Source organism: Amycolatopsis sp. NPDC043889 (assembly GCF_056435645.1).
In genome coordinates this window covers 177355-192278 of sequence record NZ_JBWKEC010000001.1, presented here as the reverse complement: position 1 = coordinate 192278, position 14924 = coordinate 177355, and the positions used below count along the sequence as shown (strand labels likewise).

Here is a 14924-nt window from a genome sequence, read left to right as displayed (position 1 = left end):
GGGTCCTCTCGCCGGGTTCAGGAGGGGTCAGTAGATGTCCGCGATGGCGTCCCGGATCGCGTTCGCCACACCCGACTGACTGGCCGGGTCGTAGTGACCGATCACGGCGCCGGAGGCTTCGTCGGTCTCGGTCCAGACCAGGTACCGGCCGTCTTCGGTGTCGAGCCAGCTCAACGGTGTCGACCGGAGCCGTTCGCCGCGGCGGCCGATACCGCTCACGATGATGTACCCGCCGCCGAGGCGGGTCCCTGACAGCACCTTCTCCAAGACCTCGACGTCGCTCTCGTCGCTGCGCGGTGCCGGGGCCTCCGGCCGGGCGCGGACGACGCCGGTGAACTGGAGGTTGCCGAACGCGTCGGTCTCTTCCTCGTCGAACTCGGCTTCGGCCTGGCGGCGCGCGGCCATCGCGGAGACGGCGCGCTCCTCCTTCTGCACGATCGTGCGGCGGCCGGTCGACGCGGGGCGCATCCGCGGCAGCACCCCGGAGAGGACCTCGACCAGCTCTTCGTCGGAGAAGAGCGCGAACTGCAGGAGGTCTTCGCCGTGGGCCTGCGTGATGCCGAGCGCCTGCCTGCCATCGGTGAGCGCGAGGACGGCGATGTCCTGGCCGATACCGTCGATACCGTTGATCGAAACGGTGATCCGGTGGTTCCCGAGCAGCGCGAACGCGGTGCGGACGGCCTGGTTCAGCTCGCCGTCGATCGACAGGCGGCGCCGTTCGAGATCGGTGTAGACCTTCCGGACGATCGCGGCGTACCGCTCCGGGTCGATCGAAGTGTTCTGGACGCGCAAGGGAAACAAGCGGGCATCGACGCCAAGCGCCCGCCCGACCACTGTCGCCTCGACCGTCCCCAGCGCGAAATCGGCTCGCTCAGCCATGCTTCTGCGCTACTCCCTCACGGGGTCGGGCCCCGACTTTGTTAATGGCCAAAACAAACTAGCACAGCGCATGAACCTACGGAACCATACGCACACCGCTGAACCCGATGGAATGGATCACCGTGCCCGATCGGGCACTTTTCTTGCCCCTAAAGGAATAAGCCCGGGTGGGCGATTTCGCGAGGGGGTCGTGGGTGGCGTTTCGGGTTAGAACCCGAAACGCCACTCACGACCAACCCGACCCACGACCAGAGCCGAAGCCCCTTCGTCGCATCAGACGCAGCGAAGTGAGCCTTCACCCCACCTGCCAACCTCGCCCAAGATCAACTTAAGCTACGTGACATTGGGTTGGAACCACCCTCGCCACTCACGACCCCCTCGCGAACCTGCACATATAGGCCATCCAGCCGCCAGAAAGTGTCCCTTGTGGACACCCGCGACCCGGTCGGCTGCCTCTGCCGGCAGCCGACGATGTCCCGTTCGAGTGGCCAGGAGCGCCGCCGACCAGCGGTTATGTGACTTTGCCGTGCCACGGGGGCCGAATTCAGCGGTCGGCCCCCGCCGGGGCGTAGGTCGTCATCCGGCGGGCCACGTCCGTCCGCGAACGAGCCCCGAGTTTCCTCAGGACTTTGGCGACGTGCTGTTCGACCGTACGCGGCGAAAGGAACAACCCGTCCGCTATCTCCCGGTTCGTCCGTCCGTCGGAAAGCATTCGCGCGACCTCGAGTTCGCGGGGTGAGAGCTCCTGGCCGTAGCCGCGCCGTCCGCGCTGTGAGGGGGCCCACGCGCCGTGTTCCCGCAGCTGGTGGCGGCAGCGGCCGGCGTCCCTGGTCGCGCCGAGCCGCTCGTAGGCCTCCGCGGCCGCCGCGAGCTCCTCGATCGCCTTGCGGTCGCCCGCGGTGTGACGACCCGCGTTGAGCCGGGACAGGGCCGCCCGCTCCCGGGCGCCGATCGCCTGATACGGCATCGGCAGCGCCTCGTAGCCCGCTGCCGCCTCGTCGAAAACCGTTGCCGCGGCGGGATGTTTGCCGCGCGCGTCGAGCAGGATCGCCTGGCCGGCGAGCAGCGCGACCCGGGAGACCGGCGAGTCCTTGCCGTCGATCCCGCGGGCGAATTCCTCGACCACGGCGTCCGCCTCCGACCAGCGCCCCGCCCGCGTGTAGGCCTCGGCCGCGGCGGGGACCAGCGCCGCCGCCCACACCCAGACACCCTTGCGCCGGGCCGCCGCGACGGCGTTGTCGGCCGCCGCGCACGCGCCGTCGACGTCGTCCGTCGCGAGGAGCACCCTGATCAGGACCCCCGCGGCCGAGAGGACGACGGGGATGGGCCCGTGTTCCGGGGCGTGGACGCCCGCCGCGGCCAGATGTCGTTGCGCGGCGGCGAATTCCCCGCGAACGGCGGACAACCCGCCGAGGACGAGCGAGCACTCCATGACGATCGGGCCGAGGTCGGGATAGGCGTCGCGCAGCTGTTCGGTGGCCTCCGCGAGGCCGGACCAGTCGCCGCGCACCCAGTCGAGCCGGACGCGGGTGCCCTGCGCGAGCCCGGCGGCGTAGAGCGCGCCGGCGTCGGTCGCGCGGCGGATCCCTTCCGAGACCAGTTTTTCCGCTCTGGCCAGATGGCCTGCCCAGGACTGCGCGTCGGCGAGGTTGCACCACAGCCGCGCCAGCTGGACCCGCTCGGCGACCCCGCTGCCCTGGTCCGGCAGCTCGGTGAACTCGGTCCAGGCCGACCCGTCGCCGATATGCGCCTGGGTGGAGATCCGGTCGCCGAGGAGTGCGAGCCGCAGTTCCGGGTCTTCGATCCGGCCGAAGACCTCGCGTGCCCGCTCCATCCAGACCTCGTGCCAGGACAACGGGGTCAGCCCGTCGATCGGCTGGGCGAGCAGGTTGATCCCGCGGGCGGCCAGCTCCGGCTCGTCGACCAGTTCGGTGATCGCCTTCTCCACCTCGACCCGGCCGCGGCCGAGGCGCCCGATCGTGCGGACCAGCAGCATCCCGAGGCTGAGCCGGATCGTCCCGCGCACGCTCGGGCGCAGGCCAGTGAGGTCTTCGAGGATTCGCTCCAGTGTCTCGATGACGTCCGGGCGGAACCCGCGCAGCGCGACCTGGCTGAGCTTCGTGGCCAGCCGGGCGATGTCGTCCTCGCCGAGCCCCGCCTCGGCGAGCACGGACTGGAGCAGGTCGATGGCCCGTGACGTGTCGCCGTGGGCGATGGCCTCGTCGGCGGCGGCTTCGGCGTAGTGGCGCCACTGTTCGGCCCGCCCCGCCGCGCGCGAGTGGTTCGCCAGCAGGGTGAGCGGCGGGACCGGCTGACCGGCGAGCACCTGGATGGCGCGCGAATGCAGCAGGGTGCGCTCCGGGCCGCTCACCGTGTCGTAAACGGCCTTGCGGGCCAACGGATGCCGGAAGCCGTAGCGGTCGCCGCCGAGTTCGCCGAGGACACCGCCATCCAAAGTGGACAAAAGGGCCGCGCGGAGCGCGTCGCCGTCGAGGCAGGCGAGTTCGCCGATCACCGCGGGCTCGGACGGGACGGCGAGCACCGCCGCCGCGCGGGCCAGCCGGACGGCGGGCTCGGGCAGCGCTTCGAGCCGTTCGGTGATGGCCTCGCGCAGGGAGACCGGGACCTCGAGGCTTTCCAGCAGCCGGTCGCTCAGCACCTCCCCGATCGGCAGGCGGCCGGCCGCGTCGCGCAGCGCCCGCAGGGTCTCCTCGACCACGAACGGGATCCCGGCGGTGCTTTCGTGGAGCTTCGCGGTGAACGGCGCGGAGACCCGCGGCAGGTCCAGCAGTTCCTCGGCCAGCTTCCCGACGGCTTCGACGTCGAGCGGGCCCAGCGTCACGCGGGCGGTCTGGACGTTCGGCGGGGTGCGGAACGGGATCCCCGCGCCTCCGTGTCCCGACGGCGAGCCGGTCCGGTACGCCGCGACGACGGCCAGTTCGGAGGGCATGGCCGCGGCGAGGAACCGCATGAGGTCACGGGTGCCTTCGTCGGCCCACTGGAGGTCGTCGATCAGGACGAGCGCGGGCCCGCAGGCGATCAGGAGCTCGCGGACGGCGCGGAACTGGCGGTGCCGTTCGGCGCACGGGTCGGCGAGTGGTTCCGGTTGGGGCGGAAGGCTTTCCGCCAGTTCGGGCAACAAGGGTCTCAGCACCCCGGCCACCGGGCTGAGTGGACCGAGCGGCCGGTCGCCCGCCGAACGCAGCGCTTCGAGCACCGGTCCGAACGGGAACGGCTCGCGCATCGGCTGGCAGGCTCCCGAGAGCACCCGGCCCGCCGCGAACTCACGGCGTCCGGCCAGCTCTGCGAGCAGCCTGCTGCGGCCCATCCCGGGTTCGCCTTCGATCAGCACGGCGGCGGGACGGCGCAGCAGGATCTTCACGATCGCCGAGACCTCGACGTCGCGGCCCACGAGCGCCGTCGATCCGGCGCGGACCGAAACCGAGGTCGGGCGAGGGGTGGCAAGCCACATCATGCGCTCCTCGGTGGGGAGTTCCCGCTGAGCCCGACACGATCTCGTGCGTTGTCCTGCGGAGCCTAAGCACTGCCTACCGGGTCGTAAACCACCCAACACGGACACCCCGGGCACCCCCTGAGGCCGTTCGTGGACACAGCGTCACCAGTTGGCTGACGGATCGTCGGTTGGAAAATCACCGGACACCCGAAACGTCGGCGAAAAACCCGATTCGGCGATTCATCCCACGTTCAGGGGGTGGCCATGACTACGCAAGGTATTTGCTTCGAAACCCTACTTACGGACGTGCCCGTCCGGGTGCCTGCACTAGGTGGCCGCTCGTGGAGCAGGGGATTCGGTTCCAGAAGAATGGGTATACCTATCCCGCGCCGACCCGGATTGCGGCCTTCGTCCGAGTCCAGAATTCTCACCCGTCAGGGGAGGGCCATCGCATGGCGAACCGGAGCCGTGCGTGATGACGAGGGAGAAGCATGAAGATCACGAAGCTCCTCGGTGTGGCCGCCACGGCAGCACTGGCCACCGGCGCGCTCGTCACGGGTACCCCCGCGGCAGCGTCCTCGGACACTCTGCTCAATCAAGACATGGTTCCCGCCCTGCAACGGGACCTCGGCCTGACCGCCGGCCAGGCACTCGCCCGGATCCAGAGCGAGACGGCCGCCGGCGCTCTCGAACAGTCACTCGCCTCGGCGCTCGCCGGCAGCTTCGGCGGCGCCAGCTACAACGAGGCCACCGGCAAGCTCCGCGTCGGCGTCACGGACGCGGCGAAACTGGGCCAGGTCCTCGCCAGCGGCGCGGAAGCGGAACTCGTGCGCTTCTCGGCCGCCCAGCTGGATTCCACTGTGGACAAACTGAACGCCAGTGAGCGCGCGGCGGACGGCGCGATCACCGGCTGGGGTGTCGACACCAAGACCAACCGCGTGACGGTGAACGTCCTGCCGGGCAAGAGCGGCGTCGTCGACTCGTACCTGGAGAAGGCCAAGGTGGACAAGGCCGCCGTCGCGGTGGTCGAGACCACTTCGGTGCCGACCCTGAAGTACGACGTCCGCGGTGGCGACGCGTACTACATCAACAGCTCTTCGCGCTGTTCGATCGGCTTCTCGGTCAATGGCGGCTTCCTCACCGCCGGGCACTGCGGCCCGGGCACGGTGACCGGTTACAACCGGGTCGCGATGGGCTCGTTCGCCCGCGCCAGCTTCCCCGGGAACGACTACGGCCACGTCCGGGTCAACAGCAACTGGGTGCCGCGCGGGGTCATCAACAACGGCACCCGCGTGAGCGGTTCGACCGAGGCGGCCACCGGCGCGTCGGTCTGCAAGTCGGGGTCGACCACCGGCTGGACCTGCGGCACCGTCGGCGCCAAGAACCAGACCGTCCGCTACGCCGAGGGCACGGTCTACGGCATGACCGCCACCAACGTCCGCTCGCAGGCGGGCGACTCCGGCGGCTCGTTCATCGCGGGCAACCAGGCACAGGGCATGTTGTCCGGCGGCAACAGCTCGGTGACGTACTTCTTCCCGGTGCGGCCGGCGTTGTCCGCGACCGGGACCTCCCTGGTCCTCGGCTGACCTCAGCCCCGGTCATCGGGGGACCGTGAACAGGACGAAGGGCGGACCGAGTGCCTCCAGCGCACTCGGGCCGCCCTTCGTCTTCGTGCCGCGGGAAGGTCTCAGACGTTGCTGATCTCCTCGATCAGCGCCTCGACGTCGAAGTGCTCGCTCTCGGAGCCGAGCGGGACGAGCTCGTAGGTGGACTCGAGGAACGACTCGACGTCCTCACGCTCGAGCTCGAACGACGCGTAGCCGTCGGGTGACTCGATTTCGAGCGTCAGCAGCGCCTCGTCCTCCGAGAGGTCGGGGCGGACGCGGACGTCGCCGAGCCCGGCGGGGTCGGTGAGGCCGGTGACGAGCAGCTCACGCGCGAAGGTCCACTCGACCCACCGGCCGCGCTCCGTCCGGAACGACACGGTGACCGCGAACGGTTCGCCGGTGTGGAAGGACAGGCGGGAAAGAACGGGCGTGCTGCTGTTGTTCAGCAGAACGAACTGGCTCTGGTGAATTGCGTCGGTGTGCACGGCCACTCCTAAGTGCTCGTGGTTCGCGCGGCGCGAACTTTTCGTCTCGGGGAGGAGATGGCCGGACACGCGCCGGATGACGCGACTGCGACGACGTTCACGCTATCGGCTGCATATGTCCATAGTGGTGTAACGCCGGGCACAGACCCCTTGCGTTCGGGTGGATACCCGTGGTGACGAGGTCGTGAGCCGGCGTTGCGCAGGACGCAACTCGCGAAGTGGCTGTTCTCGCGAGGCCCGCCCGTCGCGAGGTCCACTGAGGACTGTCCTCTTTGGAAGCGGTCGAAACTGACGCCGTCGTCCCCTTCGGCCCCTCAGGGCTCCAGTGGCAGCGTCAGTCCGGTCTTGACCCGGTCCATCGCCACCGACGTCGTGAAGTGCCGCACGTTCGGGTTGTCGAAGAACATCCGCCGCGTGAACGTCTCGAAATCCGCCATGTCCCGGCAGGTCACCACGAGCACGAAGTCCGCGTTGCCGGTGACGTAGTAACACTGCTGGACGTTGTCGTCCGCGAGCACCTGACGCCGGAACCCGTCGAGGACCGCGAGGTTCTCGCGTTCCATCTCGACCATCACCACGAACGTCATCGACAGCCCGAGCGCGCGCGGCGACAGCACCGCCACCTCGCGTTCGATCACCCCGGTCTCCCGCAGCCGCTTGATCCGCCGCTGCACGGCGGCCGCCGACAGGCCCACCTTCGCGCCGATGTGCTCGGCGATCGTGCGGGCGTCGGACTGGAGGCAGGCGAGGATGGCGACGTCCATGCGGTCGAGGTCGGGTGTGTGCACCAGGTCAGGCTAACCGGGCGGCTCTCCCGGGCGCCTGTTCTTTGCTCGCGCCTCGACGCGGTGTGCGTCACCCGATCGGGTGCTCGGTCCGTGCGCCTGGTCGCTTCGGGAAGAAGATGAGAATTCTTTGAATTGTGACCCGGAACACAACTGACGGGTCTACTGAATGGTAGCGCTTACAAGTGAATGGCAGACCTCTCATTTCCCCGCGAAAGGATTCCTTGGTGCCCTCATCTCAGGCCGCCGTTCTCGCCGGTCTCGGCTCATGGCTGCCTCCGCGCGTGGTGGGCAACGAGGAGATCGCCCAGCGGCTGGACACCTCCGATGAGTGGATCCGCTCGCGGACCGGCATCGCCGAACGCCGGGTCGTCGATCCCGGAACGTCCACTGTGGACCTCGCGGTCGAGGCGGGACGCCGGGCGCTGGCGTCGGCGGGGGAGACCGCGGCGGACGCCGTCGTGCTCGCGACCTCCACGGCCGACCAGCTGTGCCCGGCCAGCGCGCCGCAGGTCGCGACCGAGCTCGGGCTGAACGGTGTCGCCGCGTTCGACGTCAACGCCGTGTGCAGCGGGTTCGTCTACGGGCTCGCCACCGGCGCCGGGCTGATCGCCGCCGGGATCGCGCGGCGGGTGCTGGTGATCGGCGCCGACGTCTTCACCTCGCTCGTCGACCCCGAAGACCGCGGCACGGTGCCGATCTTCGGTGACGGCGCGGGCGCGGTCCTGCTGCGCGCGGGCGACCCGGACGAGCTCGGCGCGCTCGGCCCGTTCGACCTGCACAGCGAAGGCGCGCTCGCGGAACTGCTCTGGGTCGAGGCGGGCGGCGCGAAGAACCGCCGCTCGGACGACCCGCGCGATCATTACCTGGTGATGCAGGGCCAGACCGTCTTCCGGCACGCCTGCGCCCGCATGGCCGAATCGGCGCGCGCGGTGCTGGACTCCGCCGGCTGGGCGGTCGGCGACATCGACCGGTTCATCGGGCACCAGGCGAACATCCGCATCCTGCAGACCTGCGCGAAACAGCTCGGGCTCGCGGAGGACGTGATGTACTCGAACATCGAGAAGGTGGGCAACACGAGCGCGGCGTCGATCCCGATCGCGCTGGCCGACGCGGCCAAGGAGGGCGCGCTCCAGCCGGGGCACCGCGTCGTGATGGGGGCCTTCGGCGCCGGGCTGACCTGGGGCTCGACGCTGCTGCGCTGGCCGGACGTCATTCCGGGCTGAGCGCGTTCGCCTCCCAGGCGTGCGTCGGCTCCTGGCGCCCGCGCAGCTCGAGTTCCGCGTACGGCTTCCAGTGCGCGCGCTCGCTCTCCAACGCGGCCTTGAGCACCGTTTCGCTCGCCAGGATCCGGCCGTCGGCGGATTTCGCGTCCTCGGTCAGGCGCGCGGCCTCGTTCACCGCGTCGCCGATGACGGTGTACTCGAACCGGCTGCTGGTCCCCAGCTGACCGGCGAAGACCCGCCCGCTCGCGACGCCGATGCCGAGGTCGAGTTCGCCGGTCTCCTGGACGGCGTCCCGGATGGCCCGCGCGGCCGAAAGCGCCGCCGTGGGCGCGTCCGCCAGCCTGGTCGGGGCGCCGAAGACGCAGAGCGCGGCATCACCCTGGAACTTGTTGACCAGCCCTCCGCGTGCCCCGACCGCGTGCACCACGCTGGTGAAGAACCGGTTGAGCGTCTTCACGAGGTCTTCTGGCGGGGTGCGGCTCGCCAAGGCCGTCGAATCGACGACGTCGACGAACAGCGCCGTCACCTCGCGCACGTCACCCGAAAGGGAGGCGCCGTACTCCAGCGCGTGCCGCGCCACCTCGTCCCCGACGTGCCTGCCGAAGAGATCCCGCATCCGATCCTGCTCGCGGAGCCCGGCGGCCAGGTCGTTGACCGAGGTCTGGAGCAGGCCGATCTCGCTGGAGTCGTCGACCTCGACCACGATCTCTTTGTTGCCGCGCGCGATCTCGTCGAGCGCCACCCGCAGCCGGTGCAGTGGTGTCGCGACGGCCTTCGCGAGCAGGCCCGTCCCGATCGCGCCGACACCGAGGCCGATCGCCGAAAGCATGATCAGGCTCGCGACGTGGTCGCCTTGGCCGAGGTCCGGCGGGGCGGCCACCAGCAGCACCCCGAGGAACGGCACGCCGCTCGCCAGCGACCAGGTGACGACCACCCTGGTCCGCACGGTGACCCTGAGCGTCCCCTTCGGCGGGGTCACCTTGAGCGCGATCGTCATCACCGGCCGCGCGACCCATTCGGCGGCGAGGTAGGTGAGGCCGACCGTGGTCAGCCCGCCGAGCCCGATCACCAGCGCCATCCCGAGCGCGTCCATCCAGGACCCGAGCACCCGCGCGAGCGCGCCGAGCACGATCGTGCCGATCAGCCAGAGTGTCCCGCTGACGATCCCCATGTCGACCGGGAGCCGGAGCGCCCGCTCGGCCTCGGCCTTCGTCGGCGGGCGGCCGAACACGAACCAGACCGCCGTGCGCCGCTGGAGCCACGCCGTCCACAAGGTACCGACGATCAGCGACAGCGCGACGATGCCGGCGGCGGTGACGCCGAGGATCCAGCCGCGATCGCCGACCTCGCTCGGCAGGCCCTGCAGGAGCAGCAGCAACGCGACCACACCGGCACCGCACACACTGGAACCGACGCCGAGCGCGGCGAAACCGAGACTGGTCCTGAGCACCAGCCGGAACCGGCTCGACATCGTCTTCCCGCGCACCCGGTGATCGTATGACCTCCGGCGGAAAACGGTTCGCCCGTTCTCGGGTGCGCTGGTTACCGTGCGGGTATGGAACCGCTGGGCCAGGACGAGATCAGAGCGTCCTTCGTGAACTGCACCCGAGGCGAGGCCAAGGGGGTCACGCTGCCCGCCCGGCCCGAAGAGATCCCCTGGGAGAAAAGGGAATTCCTCGGCTGGCGCGATCCGAAGGCCGCCTCCCGGGCGTATCTCGTGCTGCCGTACCGCGGGGAAACCGTCGGGCTGTCCCTCCGGGCCGCTCCCCGGCCGAAGGGCCGTGTCCTGCTGAGCAACATGTGCGGCCTGTGCACAACGACACATCCGCTGTCGGACATCGCGCTGTTCTCCGGCCGCCGCGCCGGGAAATCCGGCAGGGAAGGGAACACGCTCGGCATCTACGCGTGCGCGAACCTCGCGTGCAGCCAGTACATCCGCGGCGAGTTGCAGTCGGACGTGCCGCAGCCGTTCGAGTCCCTGACGCTGGAGGAACGCGTCTTCCGGCTGGAAGACAAACTGCGCCGATTCGTCGAGCGGGTGCTGGAGTCACGCTGACGCCGCCGGGGTACCGAGCGGCCAGGCGTTGCGAAAGCCACAGCAACCTTCAACGTTGCGAAAGATGCTTTCGCAACAGACGCCCAGACCATGAGGCTCGCCAAAGCCCCGTCGGCGGCGTAGCGAAGGGCCCCCTTCGCTACCTTCAGAGTCAGGGTCCCGGCGAAGTCGTCTATCCGCTGGTCAAATGGGTGGTGGAGGGGCTCGTCACGGTGGCCTGGCATCTCTCGACCGTCCACAGGGGACCCTTTCGGGGCAGCCGTGCCCGATTCGGGCGTTTTGCGAAGGGGTCGTGAGTGGTAAAGAGGGTTATAGAGGGGTAAGGCAAACGTGGTGTTCCGGAGTTGGCAGCGGGAGTGGGACTCGCCGACCAGGCGCCTTTCCAACTGTTCATTACGGACTTTTTCCCGGTGACAGTGTCCGACTTGGGTGATTTGCACGGTTCGGCGAGGGGGTCGTGGGGGGGGGTTTTTGGGTTCCCACCCAAAACCCCCCCCCACGACCCCCTCGTGACATCGCCCATCTGGGCATCACTCGGACATCGAGTCAGCGAAAAGTGTCCTTGGTGGACACTCGGGGGCGCGGTCGGCTCCTGTCGGCCAGTCCAGAACCACGGCCGCGAAGGCCGCCTCTGCCTTGAGCCAGTGAAGGGGTCCTTCATCGCAGAGGCTCGGTCACGCCACATTCGCCCTTCCCCTCAATAGAACCGTCCTGCTCACTCACGACCACCATCGAACCGTACATATAGGCATCAAACGGACATTCTTCTGGGATTTGGAGTCCTTTGTGGACATCGTCTGTCAGGAGGTCCGGTTCGAATCGCCAAGAGCGACACTGGCCGGCGTTCATGCGACTTCGCCGGGATCCTGACCTTCAGAGTGGGGAAGGAGGCCCTCAGAACCGGAACCGCAGGATCCGCCCCATCTTCTTGAACGCCGGGAACAGCCCCGCGAACCACAGCTGCGCCCGCATCGACGGCGAAATCCGCGCCTTCACTTCGGGCGTCGCGTAATCCGTCGAGTCGAGCTTCGAGACCAGCGTCAAGCCGAGCCGTTCCAGTTCGGAGATCTCGTCGATGCCCCAGTACAGCGTCGCCTTGGCCTTGCGGACCACCGGATTCAGCTTCTGCAGCTTGATCCCCAGCCTGCTGAAGATGTCGAAGACCATTTCGCCGCCCTGCGGGAAACGCGCGATCAGCCGCCGCAGCAGTTCCTCGCCTTCGGACGGCCTTAGGTACATCGTCAGCCCCTCCGCGATCACCAGACCGGGTTTGTCCGACGGGATCTCGTCGAGCCAGCCGAAGTCCGTCACGGACGAGCCGATGGTCCGGTAGCCGTCCCGCGCGGGGTGGATCCGGGCGCGCAGATCGACGACCTCCGGGTAGTCGACGTCGAACCACCGCACCGAAGGCGGCGGGTCGACGCGGTACACGCGGCTGTCCATCCCGCAGCCGAGCTGGACGACGGTCGCGTCCGGGTGCTCCCGCAGGAACGCCGCGGCCCAGTCGTCCATCGGCTTGGCCCGCATCGCGACGGTCAAGCCCATGTCGGCGTTCACGCCCAGCGAAGCGAAGTCGTAGTCGATCTGCTTGACGGCCTCGTCGGCGGCTTTGTCGCCGAGGATCGGCCGGTCGCTGCGGGCGTCGAGTGCCCGGCCGTACAGCGTGGCGAGCATCGTCGCCTTCTCTTCGGTGAACCGGACCTTCTCCACCGCACACCCCCGTCAGAAGTTTCACAATCTTCTGAAAACTCTACTCGCGCGGATCCGCGAACGCCATCAAGGAAGCGTCAATCCCGGGTCGTGTAGTCGTGGACGTAGGTCTTGGCGTCGAGCAGATGCCGCAGGGTGATCTCCCGCGCGGCCGCCGCGTCCGAACCGCGGATCGCCTCGAGGATCGCGCGATGCTCGTCGACGGCCTTCCGGATCTGCCCGGGAAGCCGCAACGCCGCCCGCCGCTCCTCGCCGACCAGCGACAGCACCGAACGCAGCAGATCGGTGACGTCGTCGTTGCCGGCGTTCTCCGCGATCACCCGGTGGAATTCGGCGTCGGCCGCGATCACGCGCAGCATGTCGCCGTCGGCCGCGGCCCGGTCCATCTCGTCGACGGTGCCCTCCAGCCGCTCGAGCACCCGTGGCGTGTGGTCGAGCGCGAGCCGCTCGGCCAGCGTCGGCTCGACGGTGGTCCGCAGGTCGAACAGCTTCTCGACCAGGTGCTCGTGCTCGGAGAACCAGCCGCGCAGGGGTCGCTCGTCGAGCTTCTCGCGAACGTACGTGCCCGACCCCGGCCGCACCTGCACGTAACCGATGGAATCCAGCACCCGCAACGCCTGCCGCAGCGAACCGCGGCTGATGCCGAGCTGTTCGCAGAGCGCCCGTTCGGCGGGCAGTCTCGATCCGGCGGGGAGCCTGCCCGAGTCGATCATCGCGCGCAGATGGTCGACCGTCGCACTCCACACCTGTTCGCGCTCGTCGCCCGCCACGGTGCCATCCTCGCAGGTTCGGCGGAACGCCAGGAATTGTCGGTGCGGGGTGTCATCATCCGAAGATGACTGGGGTGGCAGGGCTGATCAAGGCATGGGTGCACGGCTGGGCGCTTTCGCGCGGCGTCGGGGTCCCGGTTGCCGAACCGGACGGCTACCGGCTCGACGTCGGGCGTCCCGGGCATCGCGTGAGATACGTGCTGGCGGACGCCGGATCGGTCGCGCGCCGGGCGCGTTCGCTGACAGAGCCCGGAACATGGCTGAAGGTGAGTGGTTCGCGGGACGAGGTGGCGAAGACGGTGCCGCCGGAATGGGAGGTCGGCCCGCCGGAGTACCTGATGAGCGCCCCGATAGCGCTGCGGCCGGTGATGGCCGCGCCCGAGCCGTACCGGGCGGAGCTGGTCGGCGATGGCGTGGTCACCGACGTGGTGGTGCGCGCGCCGGACGGCTCATGCGCGGCAACCGGCCGGGTCGCGATAGCCGGCGGCACGGCGGTGATCGATCAGGTCGTGACGGAGCCCGAGCACCAGCGGCGAGGGCTGGGCAGGTTCGTCATGCGCCGGCTCGACGAGGTGGCGGTCGCCGCCGGGGCGGAGCGAGCGGTCCTGGTCGCCACGGAGGAGGGCCGCGCGTTGTACCTGACGCTCGGCTGGACGGTCGACGCGGAGATCACCGCGGCTCATCTACCGGAGGAGAACTGAATGCCGGCGGTGTTCGAGGACATCTGCCTCGACGCGAACGACCACCAGGCCCTCGCCGACTGGTGGTGCGCCGCGATGGGGTACGTCCGCCGCCACCGCGACCAGCGGCCGGTGGAGTGGCCGGTGGCGATCGAGGATCCGGCCGGTCGCGGCCCGCTGATCTGGATCAACCCGGTGCCCGAGGCGAAGATCGTGAAGAACCGCATGCATATCGACGTCTTCGGCTCCGCGGCCGAGCTGGTCGCCGCCGGGGCGAAGCTCGTGCGCGCCAAGGGCGGAGACGTCGAGTGGGACGTTCTCGAGGACCCCGAGGGCAACGAGTTCTGCGTCTTCGCACCGAACGAGACATAACGGGCTCGTTGAATGTTCGACTAGACACATCCGGAGCGCGAAAGGAGGTAACGGTGCTTAGGGTGCGGACGTGAGCGCTTTATGACGTGGTGGCACGCGGTAGTGATCTTCGTCGCGGGGCTCTGGGCGGGCACCATCAACACGGTCGTCGGTTCGGGCACGCTGGTGACCTTCCCGGTTCTGGTCGCCCTCGGCTACTCGCCGCTGACGGCGACGACGTCCAACGCGATCGGCCTCGCCCCCGGCACGGTCAGCGGGGCGATCGGCTACCGGGAGGAGCTCAAGGGCTACTGGCCCCAGGTCGCCAAACTCGCCGTGGCGTCGTTCCTCGGCGCGATCTGCGGGACGATCCTGCTGCTCTCGCTGCCGAAGGACGCTTTCGAGACCGTCGTCCCCGCGCTGGTCGGCCTCGCGGTGGTGCTCGTGATCGTCCAGCCGCGAGTGGCCGCCTGGGTCGCGAAGCGCCGCGAGGAGAACGGGACGGTCCACAAGATCGGGCCGCTCCTGCTGTTCCTGATCTTCCTGATCGGCATCTACGGCGGATACTTCACGGCCGCGCAGGGCGTGATGATGATGGCCGTGATGGGGATGCTGATGTCGGAGTCGCTGCAGCGGCTCAACGGCGTCAAGAACGCCCTGTCGGCGGTCGTGAACATCGTCGCGGGCGCGATCTACGCCTTCATCGCGCCGGTCAGCTGGCCCGTGGTCGCGCTGCTCGCGGTCGGGTCGACGATCGGCGGCCAGATCGGCGCGAAGATCGGCCGCAAGCTCTCGCCGAAGGTGCTGCGCGGCGTGATCGTCGTGATCGGCCTCGCCGCGATGGTGCAGCTGCTCCTCAAATAGGACCGGCCCGATGCGCGTGCCGACTCGTCCGCGGTGCGGGATTCCCTTGCCTTGCCC

The 14924-nt window shown here is 69.2% G+C and carries 13 protein-coding genes; 6 read left to right on the top strand and 7 right to left on the bottom strand.

Going from position 1 to position 14924, the window contains the following annotated elements; genetic code table 11:
- Positions 1-27: 27 nt before the first annotated feature.
- Both AC0685_RS01045 and AC0685_RS01040 read right to left on the bottom strand, forming a co-directional pair.
- The gene (locus AC0685_RS01045; RefSeq protein ID WP_340686686.1) at positions 28-879 is read right to left on the bottom strand and encodes an ESX secretion-associated protein EspG; all 852 of its coding nucleotides are present in this window, start codon (positions 877-879) and stop codon (positions 28-30) included.
- Between the two features lie 544 nt (positions 880-1423).
- Complete coding sequence (locus AC0685_RS01040) at positions 1424-4351, bottom strand: helix-turn-helix transcriptional regulator (RefSeq protein WP_478224431.1); 2928 nt, start codon at positions 4349-4351, stop codon at positions 1424-1426.
- A gap of 473 nt (positions 4352-4824) precedes the next feature.
- On the opposite strand from AC0685_RS01040, the gene AC0685_RS01035 reads away from it, so the two are divergent.
- Positions 4825-5919, top strand: a complete 1095-nt coding sequence (locus AC0685_RS01035; protein WP_478223693.1) for a S1 family peptidase — start codon at positions 4825-4827, stop codon at positions 5917-5919.
- A 101-nt stretch (positions 5920-6020) separates the two neighbouring features.
- On the opposite strand, the gene AC0685_RS01030 is transcribed toward AC0685_RS01035, so the two are convergent.
- Together AC0685_RS01030 and AC0685_RS01025 are read right to left on the bottom strand one after the other, a co-directional pair.
- Positions 6021-6425 carry an SsgA family sporulation/cell division regulator gene (locus AC0685_RS01030; RefSeq protein WP_478223692.1) on the bottom strand — a complete coding sequence of 135 codons (405 nt, stop codon included), beginning with the start codon at positions 6423-6425 and terminating at the stop codon, positions 6021-6023.
- A gap of 314 nt (positions 6426-6739) precedes the next feature.
- Positions 6740-7213: an Lrp/AsnC family transcriptional regulator gene (locus AC0685_RS01025; RefSeq protein WP_125679070.1), complete on the bottom strand. Its 474-nt coding sequence runs from the start codon at positions 7211-7213 to the stop codon at positions 6740-6742.
- Positions 7214-7437: 224 nt separating this feature from the next.
- On the opposite strand from AC0685_RS01025, the gene AC0685_RS01020 reads away from it, so the two are divergent.
- Positions 7438-8436 carry a beta-ketoacyl-ACP synthase III gene (locus AC0685_RS01020; protein WP_478223691.1) on the top strand — a complete coding sequence of 333 codons (999 nt, stop codon included), beginning with the start codon at positions 7438-7440 and terminating at the stop codon, positions 8434-8436.
- Here AC0685_RS01020 and AC0685_RS01015 read toward each other — a convergent pair.
- Positions 8423-9907: an adenylate/guanylate cyclase domain-containing protein gene (locus AC0685_RS01015; RefSeq protein ID WP_478224430.1), complete on the bottom strand. Its 1485-nt coding sequence runs from the start codon at positions 9905-9907 to the stop codon at positions 8423-8425. The genes AC0685_RS01020 and AC0685_RS01015 overlap by 14 nt on opposite strands.
- A gap of 84 nt (positions 9908-9991) precedes the next feature.
- On the opposite strand from AC0685_RS01015, the gene AC0685_RS01010 reads away from it, so the two are divergent.
- Positions 9992-10492 carry an FBP domain-containing protein gene (locus AC0685_RS01010; protein WP_478223690.1) on the top strand — a complete coding sequence of 167 codons (501 nt, stop codon included), beginning with the start codon at positions 9992-9994 and terminating at the stop codon, positions 10490-10492.
- A gap of 894 nt (positions 10493-11386) precedes the next feature.
- Here the strand turns inward: AC0685_RS01010 and AC0685_RS01005 are convergent.
- Both AC0685_RS01005 and AC0685_RS01000 read right to left on the bottom strand, forming a co-directional pair.
- Positions 11387-12202: a class I SAM-dependent methyltransferase gene (locus AC0685_RS01005; RefSeq protein ID WP_478223689.1), complete on the bottom strand. Its 816-nt coding sequence runs from the start codon at positions 12200-12202 to the stop codon at positions 11387-11389.
- Positions 12203-12279: 77 nt separating this feature from the next.
- Positions 12280-12972, bottom strand: coding sequence for a FadR/GntR family transcriptional regulator (locus AC0685_RS01000; RefSeq protein ID WP_478223688.1), 693 nt, complete (start codon positions 12970-12972; stop codon positions 12280-12282).
- 74 nt (positions 12973-13046) lie between these two features.
- On the opposite strand from AC0685_RS01000, the gene AC0685_RS00995 reads away from it, so the two are divergent.
- The 3 genes from AC0685_RS00995 to AC0685_RS00985 all read left to right on the top strand — a co-directional run bounded on the left by AC0685_RS00995 (position 13047) and on the right by AC0685_RS00985 (position 14867).
- The gene (locus AC0685_RS00995) at positions 13047-13673 is read left to right on the top strand and encodes a GNAT family N-acetyltransferase (RefSeq protein WP_478224429.1); all 627 of its coding nucleotides are present in this window, start codon (positions 13047-13049) and stop codon (positions 13671-13673) included.
- Positions 13674-14024, top strand: coding sequence for a VOC family protein (locus AC0685_RS00990; protein WP_478223687.1), 351 nt, complete (start codon positions 13674-13676; stop codon positions 14022-14024).
- Between the two features lie 81 nt (positions 14025-14105).
- Positions 14106-14867, top strand: a complete 762-nt coding sequence (locus tag AC0685_RS00985) for a sulfite exporter TauE/SafE family protein (protein WP_125679063.1) — start codon at positions 14106-14108, stop codon at positions 14865-14867.
- The last annotated feature ends 57 nt before the right edge of the window (positions 14868-14924 follow it).

What these genes read in the sequence shown, in the direction of transcription:
- AC0685_RS01045 (WP_340686686.1), bottom strand. Translation starts at nt 879, where the DNA reads ATGGCTGAGCGAGCCGATTTCGCGCTGGGGACGGTCGAGGCGACAGTG.
- AC0685_RS01040 (WP_478224431.1), bottom strand. Translation starts at nt 4,351, where the DNA reads ATGTGGCTTGCCACCCCTCGCCCGACCTCGGTTTCGGTCCGCGCCGGA.
- AC0685_RS01035 (WP_478223693.1), top strand. Translation starts at nt 4,825, where the DNA reads ATGAAGATCACGAAGCTCCTCGGTGTGGCCGCCACGGCAGCACTGGCC.
- AC0685_RS01015 (WP_478224430.1), bottom strand. Translation starts at nt 9,907, where the DNA reads ATGTCGAGCCGGTTCCGGCTGGTGCTCAGGACCAGTCTCGGTTTCGCC.
- AC0685_RS01010 (WP_478223690.1), top strand. Translation starts at nt 9,992, where the DNA reads ATGGAACCGCTGGGCCAGGACGAGATCAGAGCGTCCTTCGTGAACTGC.
- AC0685_RS00990 (WP_478223687.1), top strand. Translation starts at nt 13,674, where the DNA reads ATGCCGGCGGTGTTCGAGGACATCTGCCTCGACGCGAACGACCACCAG.
- AC0685_RS00985 (WP_125679063.1), top strand. Translation starts at nt 14,106, where the DNA reads ATGACGTGGTGGCACGCGGTAGTGATCTTCGTCGCGGGGCTCTGGGCG.